Below are 22,191 nucleotides of genomic sequence, written 5' to 3' on the forward strand. Positions count from 1 at the left end.
GGCGTCGACCAGCTTGGATACAGACCGTGCTGAACGGCGATATCGAGATGGTTAGCGATATGACTGGAATTATGGCTGGAGGCCTGGTCGGCTTCCGTAATCCGTGTTTGCTCGCCGGTCTGTTCGACAAAGCAGCCGGTGATGTCCGGGCCGACCGCAAGGTTTTCGATGGCGAGCCGGTAAGCGGCCGGCAGATTGGGGCCGGCGGCGAGATCGAGCCGCGTTTCTTCGGGATTGAGCAATTGCAGCGAGCACAACATGCCGCTGCTGAACTGCTCGATCGCCTGAACCAGCGCGTGCGCGATTTTGTCGAGCGGCGTGCCGCGCGCGATCATCTGCATCAGGCCGTTTTCGGTTGCCAGCATGCGCTCGGCGAAATGACTTTCGGTGATGTCCTGGGCATCGACCAGAATCATCGCTTCACCGGTCACGGGATCCGGAACACCGCGGGCGTCGACATGATGCCAATGCGATCCCTGGCGCGTCGGCAGCAATGTCGGGGCCCTATAGACTTCGCCGCGCGCAATAACGCAGAGTGCGCGCTCGGCCTCCGCCGCGCCGCCCAGATGTTGCGCAAGGTCATTCGCATTCGCGGCCTCGTTCGAGGGGCCGAACGCGCTCGTGGCAGCCGGATTGCGCATAACGGCAACGCCGTCTTGCGATGCAGCGCTATCTTCGACCCGGTATGGCGTACGACCTCGATGCCGCGCAGCAGCGAAGGCGAAATCAGTTGCGCGTTGATCACCTCTGCTTCGTGCAGACAGGCGAGCCGGCCATCCTCGAGCACGATGCCGCTGATCGTCATCAGGCAATTGACCGGTTCGCCGCTGAACGGATAAAGCGTCCAGTCGCGCTTGACCTTTTCACCGCGGCGCACGGTCTCCATAACGCCGTCGAAGTGCGCGCGGGCTACGTCCGACATGTCGGAGAAATCGCGCTCGATCAGGGCATCGAGTGTTTTTGCCCGCCACAGCGCACGCGCCTACTCGTTGGCCCAGCGCATGCGCGAACATTCGGGATCGAACACGAAAATTGGCGTCGTCAGTCCCCGTAGTGCGGAAAGCAATGGCCAGGTCAGTAGAGAATGAGTGCGAGGATTCATTTCTGCCCGGGATTGAGGGGCTGCGCGTTCAAAGTTGATGCCGAATTATCCGCTGTTCAGGCAAGCCGCGAAAGCGCGCGGCAGGGCCGCGTCGGGCGCGCCGCCCCGGGGCGACCGGGCCGTCCGCCGTGATAAACTCGAAGTTCGGCAAGACCTCCGGCCCGATCGGCATTTCCAGTTATAACAATGGCATAAAACATGGCAGGCAATTCTCTGGGCGCGCTGTTTCGCGTCACCTCGTTCGGCGAAAGTCACGGTCCGGCGATCGGCTGCGTTGTCGATGGCTGTCCGCCCGGCATGGCGCTCAACGATTACGATATCCAGAGCGAACTCGATCGGCGCAAGCCAGGAACATCGCGCCACGTTACGCAGCGGCGGGAATCGGACACGGTTGAAATCCTGTCCGGCGTGTTCGAAGGGAAAACGACAGGCGCGCCGATCGCGCTTTTGATCCGCAACGAAGATCAGCGCAGCCGCGATTATGGCAATCTGGTCGATACCTTCCGTCCCGGGCACGCCGATTACACGTATTGGCAGAAATACGGCGTCCGCGATCATCGCGGCGGCGGCCGCGCATCGGCGCGCGAGACTGCGGTTCGGGTCGCGGCCGGCGCGGTAGCGAAGAAATGGCTGCGCGAGAAACATAAGGTGATCGTGCGCGGTTATCTGACCCAGCTCGGATCGGTTACGGTGCCGTTCAGGAGTTGGGATGCGGTTCACGCCAATCCATTTTTTGTCGCTGACGAATCGTATGTCGAACAGCTTGAGCGTTTCATGGATGCACTGCGCAAATCGGGAGATTCGGCCGGCGCGAAAATTCGCGTCGTCGCCGAGAACGTGCCGCCAGGCTGGGGCGAGCCGGTTTACGATCGCCTCGACGCCGAAATCGCATACGCGATGATGAGCATCAACGCCGTCAAAGGCGTGGAAATCGGCGCCGGCTTCCACGCCGCCGAGCAGCGCGGCAGCGAGCACAGCGACGAGATGAGCCCGTCCGGCTTTCTCAGCAACCATGCCGGCGGCATACTGGGCGGCATCTCGACCGGTCAGGACGTCGTTGTCAATATCGCCATCAAACCGACTTCCAGCATCCGCCTGCCGCGCCGCTCGATCGACAAGGCCGGCAATGCGACGACGGTCGCGACCCATGGCCGCCACGACCCGTGCGTCGGCATCCGGGCGACGCCGATTGCCGAGGCCATGCTCGCGCTGGTGTTGATCGATCACGCGTTGCGTCATCGCGCGCAGAACGCCGATGTCATTTGTGTAACGCCGCGGCTGCCGGCGCAAGCGACCGAGTTTACGCCATCCGCGTCAACCGAAATCGAGAATCCCGAACCGGATGAGGCGTAGGCGCCGCCCTACACGGCTTTCGCTTTCCTCCTCGACGAGACTCTGATTCAGTTCTCCTTCCGTGAAGATCCCGAGCTTGTCGAAGGATCGAACCAGGAATGGAAAACTTGCCTCAATCGATAAGTTGTGTAGTTGCCGTGGACAAGCCCGGAGCCTGCCTTCGAATGTTTGAAGCTAGGGGCGAACGGCGCTCACTCAGAGGTTTTTTGACTCGCAACACCTGAAACGGTCGCAGGAGGCGCGGTAACGCCGCGGGAACGACTTGTTCAACGCCCCCTACTGGCGGTTGTCCGGGTTCTATTTCTTCTATTTCGCGTTCGTTGGCGCGTTCACGCCGTACTGGAGCCTGTACTTGCAGGAGCTTGCGTTCAGCGCGTTCCAGATCGGCGTACTGATGTCACTGCTGCAGTTGATGCGCGTATTTGCGCCGGCCGCCTGGGGCTGGCTCGCTGACCACAGCGCGCAGCGGGTACGCGTCGTGCAGATTGCTGCATTTGCCAGCCTGGCCGCATACGGCGGTGTGTTTTTCGGCGCTTCGTTCAGTTGGATGTTCACGGTAACGGCGTTCATGGCTTTTTTCTGGAGCGCGTCGCTGCCGTTGGTTGAGGCGACGACGCTGAGCCATCTTGGCGATTCGGCCGAGAAGTACGGCCGTATTCGTTTATGGGGTTCGATCGGTTTCGTGTTCGCGGTGTTCGCGGTTGGCCGCCTGCTCGACCTGGTCGCGATAGAAAATCTGCCGTGGATCGTTCTGGTATTTCTCGTCGGGATCGCGGTTTTTACCTGCGGGCTGCCCGAGGCGGCGGTCGAAGCGCTGCCGGCCGATCACGATTCAGTCTGGACAATAATACGGAGGCCCGATGTAGCGCTGCTGTTTGGGGCGTGCCTGATGATGAGCGCGGCCCATGGTCCGCTCTATGTCTTTTACGGGATTTATCTCGTCGCTGAAGGATATTCGACGACGGCGCTCGGCGCGCTGCTCGCGCTTGGCGTTTTGAGCGAGATCGCCGTATTCATTTATCTGCCGCAACTGTTCCGGCGATTTTCGTTACGCCGCATCATGCTGCTCAGCCTGGCGCTTGCGGCCGTACGTTTTCTCGGCATTGGCTGGGGCGTTGCCAGCCTGGCCTTGATCGTGCTCGCACAACTGCTGCATGCGGTTTCGTTCGGCGCGTTTCACGCGGCTGCGATTGCCGCAATGCACGGCTTGTTCCGGGGCAAGCATCAAGCCAAAGGCCAGGCTTTGTATACAAGCTTTTCGTTCGGCATCGGCGGCACGTTTGGCGGCCTGTACAGCGGTTTTTTGTGGGAGCGCGCAGGGGGCGGGATAACATTCAGCGCAGGCGCTATCTGTGCGCTGATCGGTCTCGCGTTGCTGTGGCGCAGTCGTCCGCAAAACCGGCCAGGGTGAGGGCCAGCTCTCGAACTTGGGAGTTTGTAAAGTCGTAACAGCAAGATACGCGTATATGCATCGAACCTGAAACTCCGCGGTCGTGATCGACGCGATGGTGTGCCCTCGAAATCGATCGGCGCAAAATGCCAGCGGGCCTACGTGGTGAGGAGAACAGAATGCGGGATTTCCGAAAGCTTCGGCATTATGCCGTTGTCGTAGTTTTGTCGGCGCTTCTTCCGGCTTGCGAAACAGCGCCGGTGACAGGTCGCAATCAACTGATCGTCCTGCCCAAGTCGCAGGAAATCCAGATGGGATTGCAGGCATACGACGAAATCCTGAAGAAGGAAAAAATTTCGACCGATCCACAAGCGAACGCGCTCGTGCAGCGCGTCGGTAAACGCATCGCGGCGGCGACCGGCGAAGACCTGCCATGGGAATTCAAGGTCATCGAGAACGACAAGGTGGCCAACGCGTTTGCATTGCCGGGCGGCAAAGTCGCCGTCTACACCGGCCTGCTGCCGATCACACAGACAGAAGCTGGTCTGGCAGCGGTGATCGGTCACGAAGTTGCGCACGCAACGGCGCGTCATGGTGGAGAACGCGTGAGCCAGAATCTGATCGCCCAACTCGGGCTGGCGGCGACGGCGGCGGCAATGAGCAATCGCGATCCGGCTACCGTGCAGTCGGTCATTGGCCTCTTGGGGGCCGGGGCGACGGTCGGCGTTGCGCTGCCGTTCGGGCGGTCGCAGGAATCCGAAGCCGATCGCATCGGTATGATTTATATGGCGAAAGCGGGCTACGATCCGCGCGCCGCCAAGGACTTATGGTTGCGCATGACGGCAGCCTCGGAAGGTAAACAGCGGCCGCCGGAATTCTTGTCGACTCACCCGGCCGAAGCGACGCGGATCGAGCGTATCGAAAAGTGGTTGCCGGAAGCGCTCGCGCATTACAAGCCGAAATAAGCAAGCCGAAATAAGCAAGCCCGGGTAGGCGGCTCGAAGTTTTAATGAATTTATTCGCGGATCAGGTTGATGGGTGATGGCGACTTGTTCAGCGTTTCCTGAAGAGGTGTATAAAAAGCTCCGCAGGCCGCAACGTCGCGTTTAAATCCAGCCCGCGCGCCGCGCGCCGCTCAAGGCGGCGAAACCCAATCCGAACAGGAGCAGGATCGTCGGGTCCGAAGGCACTTCATTCGCTGCCCCGCCGCTCTTCGGCGCTGGGGGAGCAGTCGATGGATTCGCGCCAAGTGTAATTCTGATCAGCGAATTGCCCGGGTTGACCGTGCCCAGGTAAAGCGCGGAAGCCTCGCTTTTACCGATCAGATTTGCCACGTCGAAGCGAAACTCGCGATTACGCCCCATGCCCGAGCCAAGCGCGCGCGCATCGATGCTGTTTATCGCAAAGCCGCTGAGCGGATCGGCCAGGGTTATGAAAACGGCCTTGGCGCCGTTGTCTGCGAACTGCTTGAGATTAACCTGACCCGCATCGTTGCGAGCACGGCTGACGAGCGCCAGGAAGTCTGGGGCGGTTGGGCTGGCTTGGGTTTCGCTGAGGGCCGCCGTCGTGTACGCGGCAAAAAAAAGAATGGCTGCCGCGAGCCTGAAACTCACTTCCTTGTACATTACAACATCTTCTGATCGCGTGTGATGCGGTCCGTTAGCAAGAGCTATACCGCGAGTGAATAACCGCGCAGAATCAAAGGGTGGCGGCAATAACTCGGCAGTCGTAACGGCTCATGTTGTCAGCAATTCCGACAGCCCGCGGTACTTAACGTCCGGAGGTCCACCCGATGAGAAGACAACAGCGGCCAAAACGACCTTTGCGCCGCTTTTCTGTATAATTTTGCGGTTAGGCGAAAGCGCTCAGCCATAAAACAAGCGATGCAATAAGCGATGAAGCAGACTCTCTACGACAAACTGTGGGACAGCCATGTCGTTCATCAGGATGACGACGGCACTGCATTGCTCTACATCGACCGCCACCTGGTCCACGAGGTCACCAGTCCGCAGGCATTCGAAGGGCTGCGCCTCGCGCAGCGCAAGCCCTGGCGCATCGATTCCATTCTGGCGGTTGCCGATCACAACGTGCCGACGACCGACCGCACGAACGGTATCAGCGATCCGGTTTCGCGCCTGCAAGTCGATACCCTCGACCAGAATTGCGAAACCTACGGCATCGATGAATTCAGGATGAACGATGCGCGGCAAGGCATCGTTCACGTGATCGGGCCGGAGCAGGGCGCGACCTTGCCCGGAATGACCATCGTTTGCGGCGATTCGCATACCAGTACGCACGGCGCGTTTGCCGCACTGGCATTCGGCATCGGCACCTCCGAAGTCGAGCACGTGCTGGCGACGCAGTGTCTGCTGGCCAAAAAAAACAAAGCCATGCAGATCGTGGTCAACGGCGAACTCGCGTCTGGCATCACGTCGAAAGACATCGTGCTTGCAATCATCGGCAAAATCGGCACCGCCGGCGGCACCGGTTATGCGATCGAGTATGCCGGCCCCGCGATTCGCGCGCTCAGCATGGAAGCCCGCATGACCGTTTGCAATATGTCGATCGAGGCAGGCGCCCGGGCCGGCATGATCGCTGTCGACGACATCACGATCTCGTATTTGAAGGGCCGCCCGTACGCGCCGGAAGACGAACACTGGGAATGCGCGGTCGCTTACTGGCGGACGCTGCGCAGCGACGACGGCGCATTATTCGACAAGGTCGTCGAAATCGATGCCGCCGCGATCAAGCCGCAGATCACCTGGGGCACGTCGCCTGAAATGGTCGCGTCGATCGACGACCGCGTGCCCGACCCGGCGCGAGAGATGGACCCGGGCAAACGCGATTCGATGTCGCGTGCGCTCGGTTACATGGGTCTCGCGCCCGACACCCGGCTTTCGGATATTCGGCTCGACAAGATTTTCATCGGTTCGTGCACGAACTCGCGGATCGAGGACTTGCGCATCGCGGCGGATTTCGTGCGCGGCAGACATATCGCGCCAAATATCAAACTCGCGCTCGTTGTGCCCGGCTCGGGGCTGGTCAAGCGCCAGGCCGAAAGCGAAGGGCTCGATCAGGTGTTCCGCGCGGCCGGCTTCGAATGGCGCGAGCCTGGCTGTTCGATGTGCCTGGCGATGAACGACGACCGGCTCGAGCCCGGCGAGCGCTGCGCTTCGACCTCGAATCGCAATTTCGAAGGCCGCCAAGGAGCAGGCGGGCGCACGCATCTGGTCAGCCCGGGCATGGCTGCCGCGGCGGCGATCGCCGGGCATTTCGTCGATGTACGCAGTTTCCGGAAGATGTGAGAGGGCGAGATGGTCAAGACTCTTTTCGTGGTTCTGTTGCTCGGCGCTTTTCTGGCCGGATGCAACACCATGCAGGGTTTCGGCCGCGACGTCGAAAAACTCGGCGACAAGATCGAAGACAAAGCCACCGAAAAGAAGCGCTACTGATGCAGAAAGTGACAAGGTTCGAAGGCTTGGTCGCGCCGCTCGATCGCGCGAATGTCGATACGGACGCGATAATCCCGAAGCAGTTTTTGAAATCGATCAAACGCAGCGGTTTCGGCGTCAATCTGTTCGATGGCTGGCGCTATCTCGATGAAGGGCGGCCTGATTTTGACGGCTCCGGCGCTGAGGCCACGCGCCCGCTGAATCCCGATTTCGTGCTGAATCAGCCGCGTTACCGCGGCGCCGGGATTTTGCTTGCACGCGAGAATTTCGGCTGCGGTTCGTCGCGTGAACACGCGCCGTGGGCGTTGCTCGATTATGGTTTTCGCGCCGTGATCGCGCCGGGCTTTGCCGATATTTTCCGGCAGAATTGCTACAAGAACGGTCTGCTGCCCATCGTGCTCGATCACGCCGTCGTCGATCAGTTATTCCGCGACGTCGCCGCGGCGCCCGGATACCGGCTCGCCGTCGATTTGGCGGGCCAGACGGTAACCGCCCCAGGAAATCAAAACTTCGACTTCGTCATCGATGCATCGAATAAACACGCGTTGCTGAACGGGCTGGACGAGATCGGGACGACCTTGCAGCGCGGCGGCGAGATCGAAGCCTTTGAGTCGCGTCATCGCGCGACTCAACCGTGGTTGTTTTCCGCGCGATAGCAGGTGAGTGTCTAAAATTTCAGATAGCGTTCCCTGCCCCCGAAGGAGGCATCGCGGCAGCATTTAGTCTTTCCGCGCACGAAATGAAAATTGCAGTTTTGCCGGGCGACGGGATCGGGCCCGAGATCACGGCGCAGGCTGTGAAGGTGTTGCAGGCCGTGAAGCACGCCGGCATCAAGTGCGAGTATCAATTCGCGCCGGTGGGCGGCGCCGGATACGACGCTGCCGGCGATCCCCTGCCCGAGGCGACGCTGCATCTTGCCGAGCAATCCGATGCCGTTTTGCTCGGCGCGGTCGGCGGCTATCGATACGATCAATTGCCGCGTGAACAGCGCCCCGAGCGTGGCTTGCTGCGTCTGCGAAAATCGCTCGGCCTGTTCGCCAATTTGCGCCCGGCGCGGCTTTATGCGGAACTGAGCGACGCCTCGTCGCTCAAGGCCGAAGCGATCGCCCGCCTCGACCTGATGATCATTCGCGAGCTGACTGGCGATGTGTATTTCGGTCAGCCGCGCGGCCTGCGCAGCAACGACAATGGCGAGCGCGAAGGCTTCGATACCATGGTCTACAGCGAATCCGAGATTCGCCGGATTGCCCACGTCGGTTTTCGTACCGCCGCTGGGCGCGGTAAAAAGCTATGTTCGGTGGACAAGGCGAATGTGCTCGAAACCAGCATGCTGTGGCGCGAAGTGGTTACCGAAGTCGCGAAGGATTACCCGGGCGTTCAGCTCAGCCATATGTACGTCGATAACGCCGCCATGCAACTGGTGCGCAACCCGCGTCAGTTCGACGTGATCGTGACCGGTAATCTGTTCGGCGATATTCTATCGGATCAGGCCGCCATGCTGACCGGCTCGATCGGCATGCTGCCATCGGCATCGCTGAATGAATCGGGCAAGGGACTGTACGAGCCGATTCACGGCTCCGCTCCCGATATCGCCGGCAAAGACCTCGCCAACCCGCTGGCGACGATTCTTTCGGTCGCAATGATGATGCGTTACACTTTTCGCCGCCCGGAACTCAGCCGCGGCATTGAAGCGGCAGTCGAAAAGGTATTGGCGCAAGGCTATCGCACGCCGGATATTTTCGAGCGCGGCGCTCGCAAGGTCGGTACCGAAGAAATGGGCGATGCGGTTGTCGCCGCGCTCAGGTTCGACTAAGCCGCCAACGCAATCTGAAGGACGCGGGTCACAAATCCTAATCGCTGCAATCCTTTATCCCGCTTGCGCTGCCGCGGCCGACGGTTCTTACAATTGCATTTCATGCTTCCAAGCCGGAAACCATCATGCGGAAAACCTATAACGTAGCAGTGCTCGGCGCGACCGGAGCAGTCGGCGAAGCGATGCTGTCGATACTTGAGGAAAGGAAATTTCCGGTCGGCGAAGTATTCCCTTTGGCGTCTTCGCGTTCCGCGGGCAGCACGATCGGTTTCGGGGGCCGCGATTTAACCGTTATCGATGTCGCCGATTTCGATTTCAGCCAGGCCCAGATCGGGCTTTTCTCGGCCGGCGCAAGCGTTTCGGAAAAATGGGCGCCGATCGCAGCGCAGGCGGGTTGTGTCGTGATCGACAACACTTCGCAGTTCCGTTATGACGACGACATTCCGCTGGTCGTGCCTGAAGTCAACCCGCATGCGATCGCCGATTACGTCAGCCGCGGCATCATCGCCAATCCAAACTGTTCGACGATCCAGATGCTAGTGGCATTGAAGCCGATTTATGACGCGGTCGGTATTGCGCGCATCAATGTCGCGACGTACCAGGCGGTATCCGGCACCGGCAAGGAGGCGATCGAAGAACTGGCGGAGCAAACCCGCGCGCTTTTCGCGCAGCGCGAAGCGGTTGCCGAGGTTTATCCGAAGCGGATTGCCTTCAACGTGCTCCCTCACATCGATGCATTCCAGGACAACGGCTACACCAAGGAAGAAATGAAAATGGTGTGGGAAACCCGGAAGATCATGGAGGATGATGCGATACTGGTTAATCCAACCGCGGTGCGCGTCCCGGTTTTTTACGGCCATTCCGAGGCCGTGCACGTCGAGACGCTGAAAAAAATCAGCGCTGCCGACGCCACTGCGCTGCTGAAAAAGGCGCCCGGGGTGGAGGTGTTCGACACGCGCGGTCCCGGAGGGTATCCGACTGCGGTGGATGCCGCCGGCCGCGATCCGGTGTATGTCGGCCGCATTCGCGAGGACATCTCGCATCCGCTCGGCCTGAATCTCTGGGTCGTCAGCGACAATGTCCGAAAAGGCGCGGCCTTGAACAGTATTCAGATTGCCGAGATTTTGATTGAGCGCTTTCGGATTTCGCGAGTAGAGCCAAGTGCTTTGCGTCGATTAAGACGTGAGATTAGCTTGAAACCATAACTATTTGATGCTATTTTGTTTATTTTTCGCAAAGTAATTCCGGAGGCGCCGTGCTAAGTACTTCATTGAGAGCCTGCCTAATGGCGGGCATTTTGCTGCTTACCGTCAGCGCTACGCATGCCGCAGGGTTGGGCAAACTGACGGTGGCCTCAGCGCTAGGTCAGCCGCTACGTGCTGAAATCGATTTGGTTTCGGTGCAGAAAGACGAACTCGCCAGCCTGACAGCCCGCCTTGCTTCGCCCGATGCCTTCAAACAGGCAGAGCTTGAGTACACGGCCGCGCTCGCGAGCGTCAAAGTCAGCGTCGAGAAGCGCGCTAACGGTCAGCCCTATATCAAGCTCACATCGTCGCAGCCGATCGAAGAGCCCATTCTGGACGTGCTGATCGAGCTGTCGTGGGCATCCGGTCGCCTGGTGCGCGAGTATACGGCGTTGATGGATCCGCCCGAATATAACGCGCCTGCGGTTGCGCCTGTCGCCAAGCCGGAAACCCAGGTTGGTCCAAAACCGGCCGCGGCTGCAAAAACGAAACCATCCGGCAGAATTTCGCGCACGGTCGAACCCGCGCGGGAAGCTGGCGCTGGAGACGGCAGTGGCGGAAGCTATAGTGTGAAATCCGGCGACACTCTGGTCAAGATCGCACGTTCGAACAAAGTAGAAGGCGTCAGCCTCGAGCAGATGCTGGTCGGTCTTTATCAGAACAACCGAGAAGCTTTCGCGGACAATATGAACCGCTTGAAAAGCGGCAAGATTCTGCGAATTCCCGAGCGCGAGACGCTTGCTGCGATCGAGCCGGACGAAGCCGTCCAAGAGGTAAAAGTGCAGGCGGCGAACTGGAACGCCTATCGGCAAAAGCTGGCCGCAGCCGCGCAAGCTGCTACCCCGGCTGACGCTGCCGCACAAAGCGCGACGGGCAGAATCAACGCGACTGTCGAAGATCAGGCCGCGGTTACGGAGCCCGGCCGCGAAGTCCTCAGGCTCTCGAAAGGTGAGCAAAACATAAGCGATCAGAGCAGCGCTGGCAGCGCAGGCGCCGGGGGCGCTGATCGCAACGGGTCGCAAGAGCGTCTGCGCGCCCTCGAAGAGGAAGCGACTGCTCGCGAGAAAGCGCTGCAGGAAGCCAACGAACGAATCGCGCTGTTGGAAGGTAACGTTAAGTCGATGCAGCGGTTGCTGGAGATCAAGAACGAGTCACTGGCTCAGGCACAGAATCAGGCCAACGCAACAAACCAACCTGAGCCTGCGGCCAATGCTTCGACGCCGGCCAGCCCGGCCGTCGCCGATGCTAACGCGCCGGCGGGAACCGACGCGGTTGCGGCCGCGCCTGCTCCTACGCCCGCCCCCGAGACAAATCCCGTGCAGTCGCAAGCCGCGCAAGCGGAAGGTCAGGCCGCCGCACCGGTCGTTGCAGGGGATGCGCCGGTCGCCGTCGTTCCCGCGGAGGAGCCTGACATCATCGCCCGCGTTCTGGATAAGCCTTTGTACCTTGCGGTGGGAGTGCTGGTGCTTGCGCTGATCGCGTTTGCGGTTATGCGCCGCAGACGCAGCCAGCCTGAATTCGAAAACAGCATCATGACCGGGGGCGATCTGACCGGGAATACGGTGTTCGGCGATAGCTCGGGCGGGGTTGTCGATACCAGCGACGGCTCGCTGATCTCGGATTTCAGCAAAGTCGGTCTTGAACATATCTCGACCGATGAAGTCGATCCGCTTGCCGAAGCAGAGGTTTACATCGCTTACGGCCGTGATGCGCAGGCCGAGGAAATTCTCAAGGAAGCCATTAACCGGAATCCGCAGCGTTACGAAATTCACCTTAAGCTGCTCGAAATCTACGCAATGCGGCAAAGCCTGGGCGCGTTCGAAACGTTAGCTGGCGAGCTGTATGCCGCGACCGATGGTCAAGGGGAGGTCTGGAGCAAGGCCGCCGAACTGGGGCGCTCACTCGACCCGGGCAATCCGCTTTACGCGAGCGCACAGCCCGTGGAGGCGAATCCGCCAACGGACGCGCAAACGCAGGATTTTGTCCAGGACGAATCGATCGATCAGGCTACCCGGAGCGAATTCGACTTCAACTCGGATCCTTTAACGCGGACTGCGATGAATTTCGACGCCGCGCTCGACCAGGATCGCAAGGCGGAGGCCGGCATACAGTTTCGCAGCAATGAGGCAGCAACGATGGATTTTGAAGTCGCGCCAATCGAGGAAACGGACAAACCGATCGAGGCAGCGGCAGCGCCGGATTCCATGATCGATTTCGATTTCGATCTGGGTGCGCCCGAGACGCGCGCCAATACGGAAGACGATGCGATTACTTTAAGAGCCGTGGAGGAAGAAGAGCAAGTTCAGAGGACAGGGCAGGAACGGGAAACGGTTGAGGTTCCTGTACATGAAAAGGACCACGACGCCGCCGCTTCCCGCGCGCAAGCAGGCGAGCTTTCTCCCTTGACGTCAGCTTTCGAGCTCGATTTTCCACGGCAGGAAACCGGAGATAGACAGGCGACAGGCGATGGCAATGAGCAGGATCGTAAAGATGTTCCGAACGTAGCGGTGCACACCGATCTTTCGACCATTGATCTGAATTTCGACTCGGCCAGGACGGCGCAGGAGAGGGTGGAGGCGCCGGTCGCGCGCAACGATCAGTGGTACGACGTTCAAACGAAGTTCGACCTTGCCAAAGCGTACCAGGAGATGGGTGACAAGGAAGGCGCGCGGGAAATACTGCAGGAGGTCGTGCAGGAAGGAGACGCCGAGCAGCAGGCGAATTCCAAGGCGCTGCTCGCCAGTTTGGGGTAAAGCATAACCCGCGGCGTTCGACTGAACGCGGGGGGGAGCCCTGCCTCGGAAAAGGCGCGAACGGCGCGTTCTGGTTCAGGTAATCAAGCTCGTCCAAGCTGTCGGAAGCGCGGTTCCGGGCCTGTCCGCATCTTATTCCGCTGATATCTGTTTGTCCGAATACTTCCACTGCTCTTGAGAATTGCGGCGGGCGTCGAATACGATGGCAGCGGCTTTTGCGGATGGCAAACGCAGCCGCACCGTTGCGGCGTGCAGGATGCGGTTGAATCCGCTGTAAGTCGGATCGCTGGTCATCCGGTCGCCGCCATATGCGCTGGCCGCACCGATTCCGGCGTCCATGCGCTGGCGCAGGTAATCCATTTCGACACCGCAGCAGAACGGCCGACATCGGCCTGGATGCACGGCGTCAACGCTCTGCTGCCGACGTCTATTGCAGTCATTTGGGCGCAACCCGTTTCGATCGAGTTTCATGCGCGATTTCACGCAACCGAACGTCGCTATCGCTACGTGTTGTGCAATCGACCTCTACGCCCCGCGCTCGAACGCTATCGTGCGGGCTGGTATCATCGCCCTCTCGACATCGAGGCTATGCGCAGTGCAGCGCGCTTCCTCATAGGCGAGTACGATTTCAGCGCCTTTCGCGCAGCCGAATGTCAGGCGCGTTCGCCGGTTCGCGATCTGCGCTCCATAGAAATAGAACGCCACGGCGATTACGTCGTTTTTGAATTCTCCGCCAACGCTTTTTTACACCACATGGTTCGCAATATCGTCGCCTGTCTGGTTTATGTCGGCGCCGCAAAACACCCCCCGCAGTGGTTGCAGGAAATCCTGGTCGGGCGCGACCGCAACGCCGCCGGGCCGACTTTCAGTGCCGCGGGACTGTACTTGGCCGATGTAACATATGACTCTAGTTGGGGACTGCCGGCGTTTCCGCCTAGCGCTTTTTTCGGCGATCTCACCGTCGCCGCCAATCAACGTCAGGATTGAACCGGGGCCGGTCGACAAGATGCCATGCGCGGTAAAAATTTGCGGCATAACCAGCCGAGACGACGCGTCGGCCGCAGTGAACTTGGGTGCGCGGGCGCTGGGTTTCGTTTTCTATCGGGCCAGCCCCCGCTGCATCAGCGCCGCCGGCGCCGCCGAAATCATCCGGTCCCTGCCGCCTTTCGTCACTTCGGTGGGATTGTTCGTGAACGCGTCGGGGGACGAGGTCAGGAGCGTGCTCGATCAGGCGGCGCCGGAAATGCTGCAATTTCATGGCGAGGAATCACCGGATTTTTGCGCGCAGTTCGGCATTCCCTATATCAAGGCAGCGCGCGTTCAGGCGGGAATGGATTTGCTACAATACGCGCTTCGCTTTTCCACTGCCAAGGCGCTTTTGCTTGATGCATTTGTCCACGGTGCCCACGGCGGCACCGGTGTCGCATTCGACTGGAATCTGATCCCTCGAAAATTACCGTTGCCGATCATCATTTCCGGCGGTTTGCACGCCGGAAATGTTCGCGAAGCGATTCGCGCCCTCAAGCCTTGGGCGGTTGACGTCAGCAGCGGCGTCGAGGCTAAACCGGGTATCAAGGATCACGCCAGGCTCGCGGCATTCATGCACGGAGTTCGCAATGCAGATATATGATTTGCCCGACGCACGCGGTCATTTCGGGCAATACGGCGGCGTTTTCGTCGCCGAAACCCTGATGCACGCCCTCGACGAACTGGGCGCTCAGTATCGGCGTTACCGCGATGATGCTGAATTCAAAGCCGAGTTCGAATACGAACTGCGGCACTACGTGGGCCGCCCAAGTCCGATTTATCACGCCAAACGCTGGTCGCGCGAGCTCGGCGGCGCGCAGATTTTTCTGAAGCGCGAAGATCTGAATCACACCGGCGCTCACAAAATCAACAACACCGTCGGCCAGGCGCTGCTGGCGCGGCGCATGGGCAAACCGCGAGTCATCGCCGAAACAGGCGCCGGCCAGCACGGCGTTGCGACGGCCACGGTGGCTGCGCGTTATGGCCTGGAATGCGTGGTCTATATGGGCTCCGAGGATATCAAGCGGCAGGCGACCAATGTTTACCGCATGAAGTTGCTGAACGCGACCGTGGTGCCGGTCGAATCAGGTTCCAGGACCTTGAAAGACGCATTGAACGAAGCGATGCGCGATTGGGTGACCAACATCGAAAATACGTTTTACATTATCGGCTCAGTCGCAGGCCCGCATCCCTATCCGATGATGGTGCGCGATTTCCAGTCGGTGATCGGGCGCGAGTCGAAAGTGCAGATGCTCGAACACGTCAATCGCCAGCCCGATTACCTGATTGCATGCGTCGGCGGCGGCTCGAATGCGATCGGCCTGTTTTACCCGTATTTGAACGACCACGATGTCCGCCTGGTGGGCGTCGAGGCGGGCGGAACTGGACTCGAAACGGGTAAGCACGCGGCCACGCTGTCTACCGGAACGCCCGGCGTTTTGCACGGCAACCGCACCTATCTGATGCAGGATGCCAACGGCCAGATCGTCGAGACGCATTCGATTTCGGCCGGCCTCGATTATCCTGGCGTCGGCCCCGAGCACGCGTGGCTCAAGGATTCGAAGCGCGCCGAATACGTGGCGGTATCCGACGACGAGGCGCTTGCGGCGTTTCACGCCTTGTGCAAATTCGAGGGAATCATGCCTGCGCTGGAATCTGCGCACGCGCTGGCTTATGCGGCAACGCTGGCGCAGCGGCTCGATAAAGAAAAAATCCTGCTGGTCAATTTATCCGGCCGGGGCGACAAGGACATGAATACGGTGGCGCAGCTTTCGGGTATTACGTTCTAGTGACGCAAACGACCGAATCAGCCCACGCGGCGGTGAAGCCGCGCGTCGAATCGAGGATTGCGAATGCATTCGCCCGGCTCCGCCGGCAAGAGCGCAAAGCGCTGATTCCTTTTATCACCGCCGGCGATCCCGATCCCGAAATGACGCTACCCCTGATGCATGCGCTGGTCGATTCCGGCGCCGACATCATCGAACTCGGCGTGCCGTTTTCAGACCCTATGGCCGACGGGCCGACCATACAGCGCGCGTCCGAGCGCGCGTTGAAGCACGGCACCGGCCTGAACGACGTGCTGGCCATGGTCGCGAGATTCCGCGCCACCGATGCGGTGACGCCGATCGTGCTGATGGGTTATGCGAATCCGATCGAAGCGATGGGCATTACCCGCTTCGCCGCGCAGGCCGGAAGCAGCGGCGCCGATGGCGTGCTGGTCGTCGATTATCCGCCCGAGGAATGCGCGGATTGGGTCGATACTCTTGTGGACAACGGGATCGCGCCGATTTTCCTGTTGTCGCCGACCACCACAACAGCGCGCATGCAGCAGATCGCATCGTTTGCGCGCGGCTACATCTATTACGTATCGCTGAAAGGCGTGACCGGCGCCGGCCATCTCGATATCGAGTCGATTGCAGAAAAGATCCCGCAAATCCGGGAACACATCGCCCTCCCGATCGGCGTCGGCTTCGGCATCCGCAACGCACAAACCGCGCAGGCCATCGCCAAATTTGCCGATGCCATCGTCATCGGCAGCCGGCTCGTCGAAGAGCTTGAGGCTTCGTCACGCGACCAGGCATTGGCCCGCGTATCAGCGCTGATGCGGATTCTGCGTAGCGCACTCGATGCGCGCTGATGCAAACTCCGCACGCGGCGCGATGCGCAAGAAGCTCTCGCTGACGACGCGGAGGTTGTCATGAGCTGGTTGCAGAAACTGTTGCCGCCCAAGATCAACCGCAATTCCGAAAGCGTCCGCAAAGTGATGCCGGAGGGATTGTGGAGCAAGTGCGAGGCGTGCGAAGCGGTGCTTTACCGGACCGATCTTGAAAACAATCTCAGTGTTTGCCCGAAATGCAATCATCATAACCGGCTGACGGCGCGCGAGCGTCTCGACCTGCTGCTCGACAGCGAAGGGCGGCACGAAATCGGCATGGAAATCATCCCGGTCGACAGCCTGAAATTCCGCGACAGCCGCCGTTATACGGAGCGGCTCGACGCAGCCCAGGCCGAAACCGGCGAAATGGATGCACTGGTCGTAATGCAAGGCAGCGTGCTGGCGATTCCGCTGGTCGCCGCGGCATTTGAGTTCCGGTTTCTCGGCGGCTCGATGGGTGCTGTGGTTGGCGAACGCTTCGTGCGCGGTGTACAGGTCTGTATCGACCAGAAACTGCCGTTCCTGTGCTTCGCGGCGAGCGGCGGCGCGCGCATGCAGGAAGGATTGTTTTCGCTGATGCAAATGGCCAAAACCTGCGCCGCGTTGACGCAGTTGGCGGCGGCGCGCCTGCCGTTTATTTCCGTATTGACCGATCCCACAATGGGCGGCGTATCGGCGAGCTTCGCGATGATCGGAGACGCGGTCATCGCGGAACCGAATGCTCTCATCGGTTTCGCCGGGGCCAGGGTGATCGAGCAAACCGTGCGGCAGACCCTGCCGGAAGGATTTCAGCGCGCCGAATTCCTGCTCGAGCACGGCGCCATCGATCTGATCGTCGATCGCCGGCAAATGCGCGAAAAACTGGCCAATCTGCTTACTTTGATGCTGGGCATGCCGGCCCTCCAGCGCGAGGATTGATGGCGACGAATCTCGAGTCCGGAACGACCGCCCGCGTCGACCAGGGTCTGCCGCGGTCACTGCCGCAATCGCTCGCCGAGTGGCTCGCCTGGCTCGAGCGGATTCATCCGAAAACCATTGCGATGGGTCTGGAGCGCGTCTCGGCCGTCCGTGATGCGCTCGCTCCGGCCGTGCCGCTGGTCCTGTCTTTCCCGGTCATCACGGTGGGCGGAACCAATGGCAAGGGCTCGACCTGCGCGATGCTCGAATCGATACTGACGAGCGCCGGTTACCGGGTCGGCTGCTACAGTTCGCCGCATCTGCTGCACTATAACGAGCGCGTCCGCATCGATCGTCACAATGTCAGCGACGACGCTTTATGCCGGGTGCTGGCCAAGGTCGAAGCGGCGCGCGGCACGATCCCGCTGACCTATTTCGAATTCGGCACGCTGGCTGCGATGCAGCTGTTCATCGAAGCTGGGGTCGACGTTGCCATTCTCGAAGTAGGACTGGGCGGCCGCCTGGATGCGGTTAACGCATTCGACACCGACTGCGCGGTGATCACCAGTATCGACATGGATCATATGGATTATCTCGGCGATACGCGCGAATCGATCGCGTTCGAGAAAGCCGGCATCTTCCGCGCCGATGCCCCGGCGATCTGCGCCGACACCGATCCGCCGCAATCCCTGCTGGATCATGCTATCGGCATAGGCGCACGCCTGATCCGGGCCGGCGTCGATTACAGCTTCAATGGCGACGGCGTCCAGTGGCAATATCGAAGCCAACAAAAACAGCGCTTCAGTTTGCCGTATCCGGCCTTGCGCGGCGCCTGCCAGTTATCCAATGCCGGCGCATCCCTTGCGGCGCTGGACGAACTGCGCGATCGCCTGCCGATCGACATGCGCAACGTGCGCGAAGGACTGCTCACAGTCGATCTTGCCGCGCGCTTTCAGGTTTTGCCCGGCAGGCCCGTGGTTATCCTGGATGTCGCGCACAATCCGCAGGCAGCACAGGCGCTGGCGACCAATCTTGGCAATATGCGGGGATACCGGAAAACAATCGCGGTATTTGCGATGCTCAACGACAAGGACTTGGGCGGCGTGATTCGCGCAGTCCTGCCTTGCATAGATCAGTGGCTGATCGCCGATTTGCGGCAGCCTCGCGGCGCGCAGGCTGAGCGGTTGTCGGACGAACTGATCGAGGCCGGCGTGACCAGCGAAATCTTTCGTTTTACGCAGCCATCCGATGCCTACCAGCGCGCCCTCGAACTCGCTGGCGCCGATGATAGAATTATCGTGTTCGGATCGTTTTACACGGTTGCTGACGTGATGCGCGGCCAAGGCGGAGCCCGGGATATGTCCGCAGTTGTTCAGGCATGACGGCGTGCACGATGCGAGCCGCGCGCCGTTCCCGGTTTTGGCAATCGCTGATAACCTGCTGCCTGCGCGAAATCTTGCCCGACGCCGTTCCTCAACCTCCCAGGCATGGCTAGGCCTGCCCGAATTCGAAAGTGTAAAAGCGCGAAATGGTCAAAGCGATAAACGACGATGAGATCAAATTGCGCAAGCGCGCACGACGCAGGCTGATCGGCGCGGTTGCGCTGGTCCTTCTGGCGATCCTTGTTCTACCCCTGGTGCTTGACCATGAGCCGGCTCCACTTGCGCCCGATGTCGCAGTGATAGCGGATCGGAAAAGCGCGGCTGAAAAAAGCGACTTCAGTTCTAAAGTCATGCCTGTTCCGCCTTCCGGGCCGCCTGCCGAATCGAGCGAAAGCCCCGCTCCGATGCCTGCGCCTGTCCCCGCTGTGGAGAAGCCGGCTGCAGTCTCGGCGCCGAAAAGCAGCGCGCCGGGGCCGGTTGTCTCGCCGGCCGAAAGCGAGCCGATTGAAGGGCGTGAGCCGGAAAAAACCGGATCGCCGCCGCGGCCTGCATCAAGGAAAGAAACCGATACGGCAAAGCTGGACAAAGCGGAAAAATCGACTGAGGAGCCGAAGCCGGCAGCGAGGGCCGCCGATGCCAAGCCGAAGAAAACGTCGCCAGCCGTTGCAGCCAAAGTCCAGCGCAACGATACGTTCGCCATTCAACTCGAGTCATTCGCCAACGCTGCCAATGCCAGGCAGTTGCAGGAAAAATTGGCGGCGAACGGCGTCAAATCGTATACCGAGGTCGTTGAAACCAGGCAGGGCAAGCGTACGCGGGTACGGGTCGGCCCTTTTGCCACACGTGAAGCGGCTGAACAGGCGCTGGGCAAACTGAAGGAGTCGGGATTCTCCGGCATCGTGCGCCCCTGACTGCGTGAATTTCGGGGGATTTCGTTGTCTTATTGCCGGGTTGCCGAATGGTGCGTGTTTCGTGCGTGTTCCGGCGACGATGACTGCGTTTGATTATGTGGTACTGGCGATTGTTGCTTTCTCGGTGCTGATCGGCATCGCACGAGGCTTCGTGAGAGAGATTCTCGCGCTGGCCGGCTGGATCGCAGCATTCTGCGTCGCCCGATCGTTCGCGGTTCCATTCGCACCGCTGATGCCAGCGGATATCGTCAGCGTGTCGCTGCGTTTCTTTGCGAGTTTTGTCGTATTATTCGTGCTCACATTATTGGCCTGCAAATTGATTGCGATCCTGGTTGTGAAACTCGTAAACGACAAAGAAGGCCTGGGTTTGGCCGATCGCGGTTTCGGCGCTGCGTTCGGCATCGCGCGCGGCGGATTGATCGTGATGACAGGCGTGATTATTTCCGGTCTGACCGCGCTGCCGCGTTTCCCGGTCTGGCGCAACGCGATGTTGTCGGCGCCGCTTGAAGTCGCCGCCGCCAGCATCAAGCCCTGGCTGCCCGCCGATCTCGCCAAACGCATTCGCTACGACTAGAAAATATGTGTGGGATTCTCGGCGTGGTCGCAACCACCCCCGCCAATCAGATCATCTACGACGGCCTGATGGTGCTGCAGCACCGTGGGCAGGACGCCGCGGGAATCGTCACGGCCGAAAACGCGCAATTCCATTTGCATAAAGGCAGCGGCATGGTGCGCGACGTGTTCCGCACCCGCGATATGCGCGCGCTGGTCGGCAACATGGGTATCGGGCATGTCCGCTACCCGACTGCCGGTTGCGCCGGCTCGGCCGCCGAAGCACAGCCTTTGTATGTCAATTCGCCTTTCGGCATCGTGCTTGGCCATAACGGCAATCTGACCAATACCGGGGAACTGAAGCGCGAGTTATTTCGACAGGATTTGCGCCACGTCAACACGAATTCGGATTCAGAAGTGCTGCTGAATGTGCTCGCCCACGAGCTGCAGGAGGCGACCACCAATCACAAGCTCGATCCGGCCGCCATTTTTGCGGCGATTTCCGGCGTGCACCGGCGTTGCCGCGGCGCCTATGCCGTGGTGGCGATGATCGCCGGTTATGGATTGCTGGCCTTCCGCGATCCGCACGGCATACGCCCGCTCGTGATCGGCAAAAATGAAACCGCGCGGGGCCGCGAATACATGGTCGCATCGGAAAGCGTGGCGTTCGATACGCTCGGCTTCGCGCTATTGCGCGATGTCGCGCCCGGCGAAGCGGTTTTTATCGATCCGGCGGGCAATTTCTACAGCCGTCAGTGCGCGGCAGTTTCCGCGTGTCATCCCTGTATTTTCGAATACGTCTATCTCGCCAGACCAGACTCGATGCTCGACGGCATCTCCGTGTACGAAACGCGGTTGCGCATGGGCGAGCATCTGGCCGACAAGATACGCGACCAGTACAGCGATCTCGATATCGATGTCGTGATTCCGATCCCCGATTCGAGCCGGCCTTCCGCGATGCAGTTAGCCAACCGGCTTGGCCTGACATATCGCGAAGGCTTCATCAAGAATCGCTACATAGGCCGCACCTTCATCATGCCCGGGCAATCGCTGCGAAGGAAATCGGTGCGGCAGAAACTGAACGCGATCGGCATCGAATTCAAGGACAAGAACGTGCTTCTGGTCGACGACTCGATCGTGCGCGGTACGACCAGCCGCGAGATCGTGCAAATGGCGCGCGAAGCAGGCGCGCGCAAAGTGTATTTTGCGTCGGCCGCGCCGCCGGTGCGGTTCCCGAATGTCTATGGCATCGATATGCCGAGCGCGCAGGAATTGATTGCGAGCGGACGCAGCGATGATGAGATAGCGCTTGAGATCGGCGCCGATAAACTCATCTATCAAGACCTTTCCGCGCTGGTCGAATCGGTCCGCCAGGTGAATCCGAAAATCACCCGCTTCGAGACCTCGTGCTTCGACGGTCGCTACGTGACAGGTGACATCACGCCGGATTATCTGGCACGCTTGCAGGCGCAGCGCGACGACGACGCGCAGACTGACGCCGCCGCGCAACTCGATTTGAATCTGGCCGAAGTGGATTAGCAGTCCGTTGAAATTATCGATGCATTCAATGCAAGGATTGGTTCGCGATTGGATTTTTGGATTAAGAGAACGTCCGGAAGGGGTTTTGGCGGATTGGCGCCGCCGGTTTTGCGTTTGGCGG

21 protein-coding genes are annotated in these 22,191 nt (G+C 60.2%); 18 read left to right on the forward strand and 3 right to left on the reverse strand.

Annotated elements, in window-relative coordinates; translation table 11 throughout:
- Positions 1–431: hypothetical protein (locus H0V78_06360; protein ID MBA2351403.1), on the reverse strand; the 431-nt coding region annotated here is incomplete at its 3' end.
- Positions 428–922 (reverse strand): hypothetical protein, encoded by a 495-nt coding sequence (locus tag H0V78_06365; GenBank protein ID MBA2351404.1) that lies wholly within the window; start codon positions 920–922, stop codon positions 428–430. The genes H0V78_06365 and H0V78_06360, both read right to left, overlap by 4 nt.
- 378 nt (positions 923–1,300) lie before the next feature.
- On the opposite strand from H0V78_06365, the gene aroC reads away from it, so the two are divergent.
- The 3 genes from aroC to H0V78_06380 all read left to right on the forward strand — a co-directional run bounded on the left by aroC (position 1,301) and on the right by H0V78_06380 (position 4,810).
- Positions 1,301–2,455, forward strand: coding sequence for a chorismate synthase (gene aroC / locus H0V78_06370; protein ID MBA2351405.1), 1,155 nt, complete (start codon positions 1,301–1,303; stop codon positions 2,453–2,455).
- Positions 2,456–2,717: 262 nt separating this feature from the next.
- Positions 2,718–3,866, forward strand: a complete 1,149-nt coding sequence (locus H0V78_06375; GenBank protein MBA2351406.1) for an MFS transporter — start codon at positions 2,718–2,720, stop codon at positions 3,864–3,866.
- 158 nt (positions 3,867–4,024) lie between these two features.
- Positions 4,025–4,810 (forward strand): M48 family metallopeptidase, encoded by a 786-nt coding sequence (locus H0V78_06380; GenBank protein MBA2351407.1) that lies wholly within the window; start codon positions 4,025–4,027, stop codon positions 4,808–4,810.
- 141 nt (positions 4,811–4,951) lie between these two features.
- Here H0V78_06380 and H0V78_06385 read toward each other — a convergent pair whose 3' ends face one another.
- Positions 4,952–5,470: a hypothetical protein gene (locus H0V78_06385; GenBank protein ID MBA2351408.1), complete on the reverse strand. Its 519-nt coding sequence runs from the start codon at positions 5,468–5,470 to the stop codon at positions 4,952–4,954.
- Between the two features lie 270 nt (positions 5,471–5,740).
- On the opposite strand from H0V78_06385, the gene leuC reads away from it, so the two are divergent.
- From leuC to purF, 15 genes are all read left to right on the forward strand, one after another.
- On the forward strand, positions 5,741–7,150 hold the full coding sequence (leuC, locus tag H0V78_06390) for a 3-isopropylmalate dehydratase large subunit (protein ID MBA2351409.1): 1,410 nt from the start codon (positions 5,741–5,743) through the stop codon (positions 7,148–7,150).
- 9 nt (positions 7,151–7,159) lie between these two features.
- Positions 7,160–7,297, forward strand: coding sequence for an entericidin A/B family lipoprotein (locus H0V78_06395; protein ID MBA2351410.1), 138 nt, complete (start codon positions 7,160–7,162; stop codon positions 7,295–7,297).
- Positions 7,297–7,953, forward strand: coding sequence for a 3-isopropylmalate dehydratase small subunit (gene leuD, locus H0V78_06400; protein MBA2351411.1), 657 nt, complete (start codon positions 7,297–7,299; stop codon positions 7,951–7,953). Before H0V78_06395 ends, leuD begins: the two co-directional genes overlap by 1 nt.
- Positions 7,954–8,036: 83 nt before the next feature.
- Positions 8,037–9,110 carry a 3-isopropylmalate dehydrogenase gene (gene leuB / locus H0V78_06405; GenBank protein ID MBA2351412.1) on the forward strand — a complete coding sequence of 358 codons (1,074 nt, stop codon included), beginning with the start codon at positions 8,037–8,039 and terminating at the stop codon, positions 9,108–9,110.
- A 125-nt stretch (positions 9,111–9,235) separates the two neighbouring features.
- Complete coding sequence (locus tag H0V78_06410; protein ID MBA2351413.1) at positions 9,236–10,315, forward strand: aspartate-semialdehyde dehydrogenase; 1,080 nt, start codon at positions 9,236–9,238, stop codon at positions 10,313–10,315.
- An 80-nt stretch (positions 10,316–10,395) separates the two neighbouring features.
- The gene (locus H0V78_06415) at positions 10,396–13,107 is read left to right on the forward strand and encodes a FimV family protein (GenBank protein ID MBA2351414.1); all 2,712 of its coding nucleotides are present in this window, start codon (positions 10,396–10,398) and stop codon (positions 13,105–13,107) included.
- A 174-nt stretch (positions 13,108–13,281) separates the two neighbouring features.
- Entirely contained in the window at positions 13,282–14,094 is an 813-nt protein-coding gene (gene truA / locus H0V78_06420; GenBank protein MBA2351415.1) for a tRNA pseudouridine(38-40) synthase TruA, read from the forward strand.
- 19 nt (positions 14,095–14,113) lie between these two features.
- Positions 14,114–14,737, forward strand: a complete 624-nt coding sequence (locus H0V78_06425; GenBank protein ID MBA2351416.1) for a phosphoribosylanthranilate isomerase — start codon at positions 14,114–14,116, stop codon at positions 14,735–14,737.
- Positions 14,724–15,923 carry a tryptophan synthase subunit beta gene (trpB, locus tag H0V78_06430; GenBank protein ID MBA2351417.1) on the forward strand — a complete coding sequence of 400 codons (1,200 nt, stop codon included), beginning with the start codon at positions 14,724–14,726 and terminating at the stop codon, positions 15,921–15,923. The genes H0V78_06425 and trpB overlap by 14 nt, the downstream gene beginning before the upstream one ends.
- A gap of 32 nt (positions 15,924–15,955) precedes the next feature.
- Positions 15,956–16,771 carry a tryptophan synthase subunit alpha gene (locus H0V78_06435; protein MBA2351418.1) on the forward strand — a complete coding sequence of 272 codons (816 nt, stop codon included), beginning with the start codon at positions 15,956–15,958 and terminating at the stop codon, positions 16,769–16,771.
- 60 nt (positions 16,772–16,831) lie between these two features.
- Positions 16,832–17,707, forward strand: coding sequence for an acetyl-CoA carboxylase carboxyltransferase subunit beta (locus H0V78_06440; protein ID MBA2351419.1), 876 nt, complete (start codon positions 16,832–16,834; stop codon positions 17,705–17,707).
- Complete coding sequence (gene folC, locus H0V78_06445) at positions 17,707–19,068, forward strand: bifunctional tetrahydrofolate synthase/dihydrofolate synthase (GenBank protein MBA2351420.1); 1,362 nt, start codon at positions 17,707–17,709, stop codon at positions 19,066–19,068. The genes H0V78_06440 and folC overlap by 1 nt, the downstream gene beginning before the upstream one ends.
- A 146-nt stretch (positions 19,069–19,214) precedes the next feature.
- Positions 19,215–19,979 carry an SPOR domain-containing protein gene (locus H0V78_06450; protein MBA2351421.1) on the forward strand — a complete coding sequence of 255 codons (765 nt, stop codon included), beginning with the start codon at positions 19,215–19,217 and terminating at the stop codon, positions 19,977–19,979.
- A gap of 79 nt (positions 19,980–20,058) precedes the next feature.
- Positions 20,059–20,553: a CvpA family protein gene (locus H0V78_06455; GenBank protein MBA2351422.1), complete on the forward strand. Its 495-nt coding sequence runs from the start codon at positions 20,059–20,061 to the stop codon at positions 20,551–20,553.
- A 5-nt stretch (positions 20,554–20,558) separates the two neighbouring features.
- On the forward strand, positions 20,559–22,070 hold the full coding sequence (purF, locus tag H0V78_06460) for an amidophosphoribosyltransferase (protein ID MBA2351423.1): 1,512 nt from the start codon (positions 20,559–20,561) through the stop codon (positions 22,068–22,070).
- Positions 22,071–22,191: the final 121 nt, after the last annotated feature.

It is taken from the genome of Burkholderiales bacterium (assembly GCA_013695435.1).
Taxonomy (GTDB): Bacteria; Pseudomonadota; Gammaproteobacteria; order Burkholderiales; family JACMKV01; genus JACMKV01.

Excerpts from the sequence above, each read along its gene's own strand:
- H0V78_06365 (MBA2351404.1), bottom strand. The coding sequence starts at position 922 with ATGTCGGACGTAGCCCGCGCGCACTTCGACGGCGTTATGGAGACCGTG.
- aroC (MBA2351405.1), top strand. The coding sequence starts at position 1,301 with ATGGCAGGCAATTCTCTGGGCGCGCTGTTTCGCGTCACCTCGTTCGGC.
- H0V78_06380 (MBA2351407.1), top strand. The coding sequence starts at position 4,025 with ATGCGGGATTTCCGAAAGCTTCGGCATTATGCCGTTGTCGTAGTTTTG.
- H0V78_06385 (MBA2351408.1), bottom strand. The coding sequence starts at position 5,470 with ATGTACAAGGAAGTGAGTTTCAGGCTCGCGGCAGCCATTCTTTTTTTT.
- leuC (MBA2351409.1), top strand. The coding sequence starts at position 5,741 with ATGAAGCAGACTCTCTACGACAAACTGTGGGACAGCCATGTCGTTCAT.
- H0V78_06395 (MBA2351410.1), top strand. The coding sequence starts at position 7,160 with ATGGTCAAGACTCTTTTCGTGGTTCTGTTGCTCGGCGCTTTTCTGGCC.
- leuD (MBA2351411.1), top strand. The coding sequence starts at position 7,297 with ATGCAGAAAGTGACAAGGTTCGAAGGCTTGGTCGCGCCGCTCGATCGC.
- leuB (MBA2351412.1), top strand. The coding sequence starts at position 8,037 with ATGAAAATTGCAGTTTTGCCGGGCGACGGGATCGGGCCCGAGATCACG.
- H0V78_06410 (MBA2351413.1), top strand. The coding sequence starts at position 9,236 with ATGCGGAAAACCTATAACGTAGCAGTGCTCGGCGCGACCGGAGCAGTC.
- H0V78_06415 (MBA2351414.1), top strand. The coding sequence starts at position 10,396 with ATGGCGGGCATTTTGCTGCTTACCGTCAGCGCTACGCATGCCGCAGGG.
- H0V78_06425 (MBA2351416.1), top strand. The coding sequence starts at position 14,114 with ATGCCATGCGCGGTAAAAATTTGCGGCATAACCAGCCGAGACGACGCG.
- trpB (MBA2351417.1), top strand. The coding sequence starts at position 14,724 with ATGCAGATATATGATTTGCCCGACGCACGCGGTCATTTCGGGCAATAC.
- H0V78_06440 (MBA2351419.1), top strand. The coding sequence starts at position 16,832 with ATGAGCTGGTTGCAGAAACTGTTGCCGCCCAAGATCAACCGCAATTCC.
- folC (MBA2351420.1), top strand. The coding sequence starts at position 17,707 with ATGGCGACGAATCTCGAGTCCGGAACGACCGCCCGCGTCGACCAGGGT.
- H0V78_06450 (MBA2351421.1), top strand. The coding sequence starts at position 19,215 with ATGGTCAAAGCGATAAACGACGATGAGATCAAATTGCGCAAGCGCGCA.
- H0V78_06455 (MBA2351422.1), top strand. The coding sequence starts at position 20,059 with ATGACTGCGTTTGATTATGTGGTACTGGCGATTGTTGCTTTCTCGGTG.
- purF (MBA2351423.1), top strand. The coding sequence starts at position 20,559 with ATGTGTGGGATTCTCGGCGTGGTCGCAACCACCCCCGCCAATCAGATC.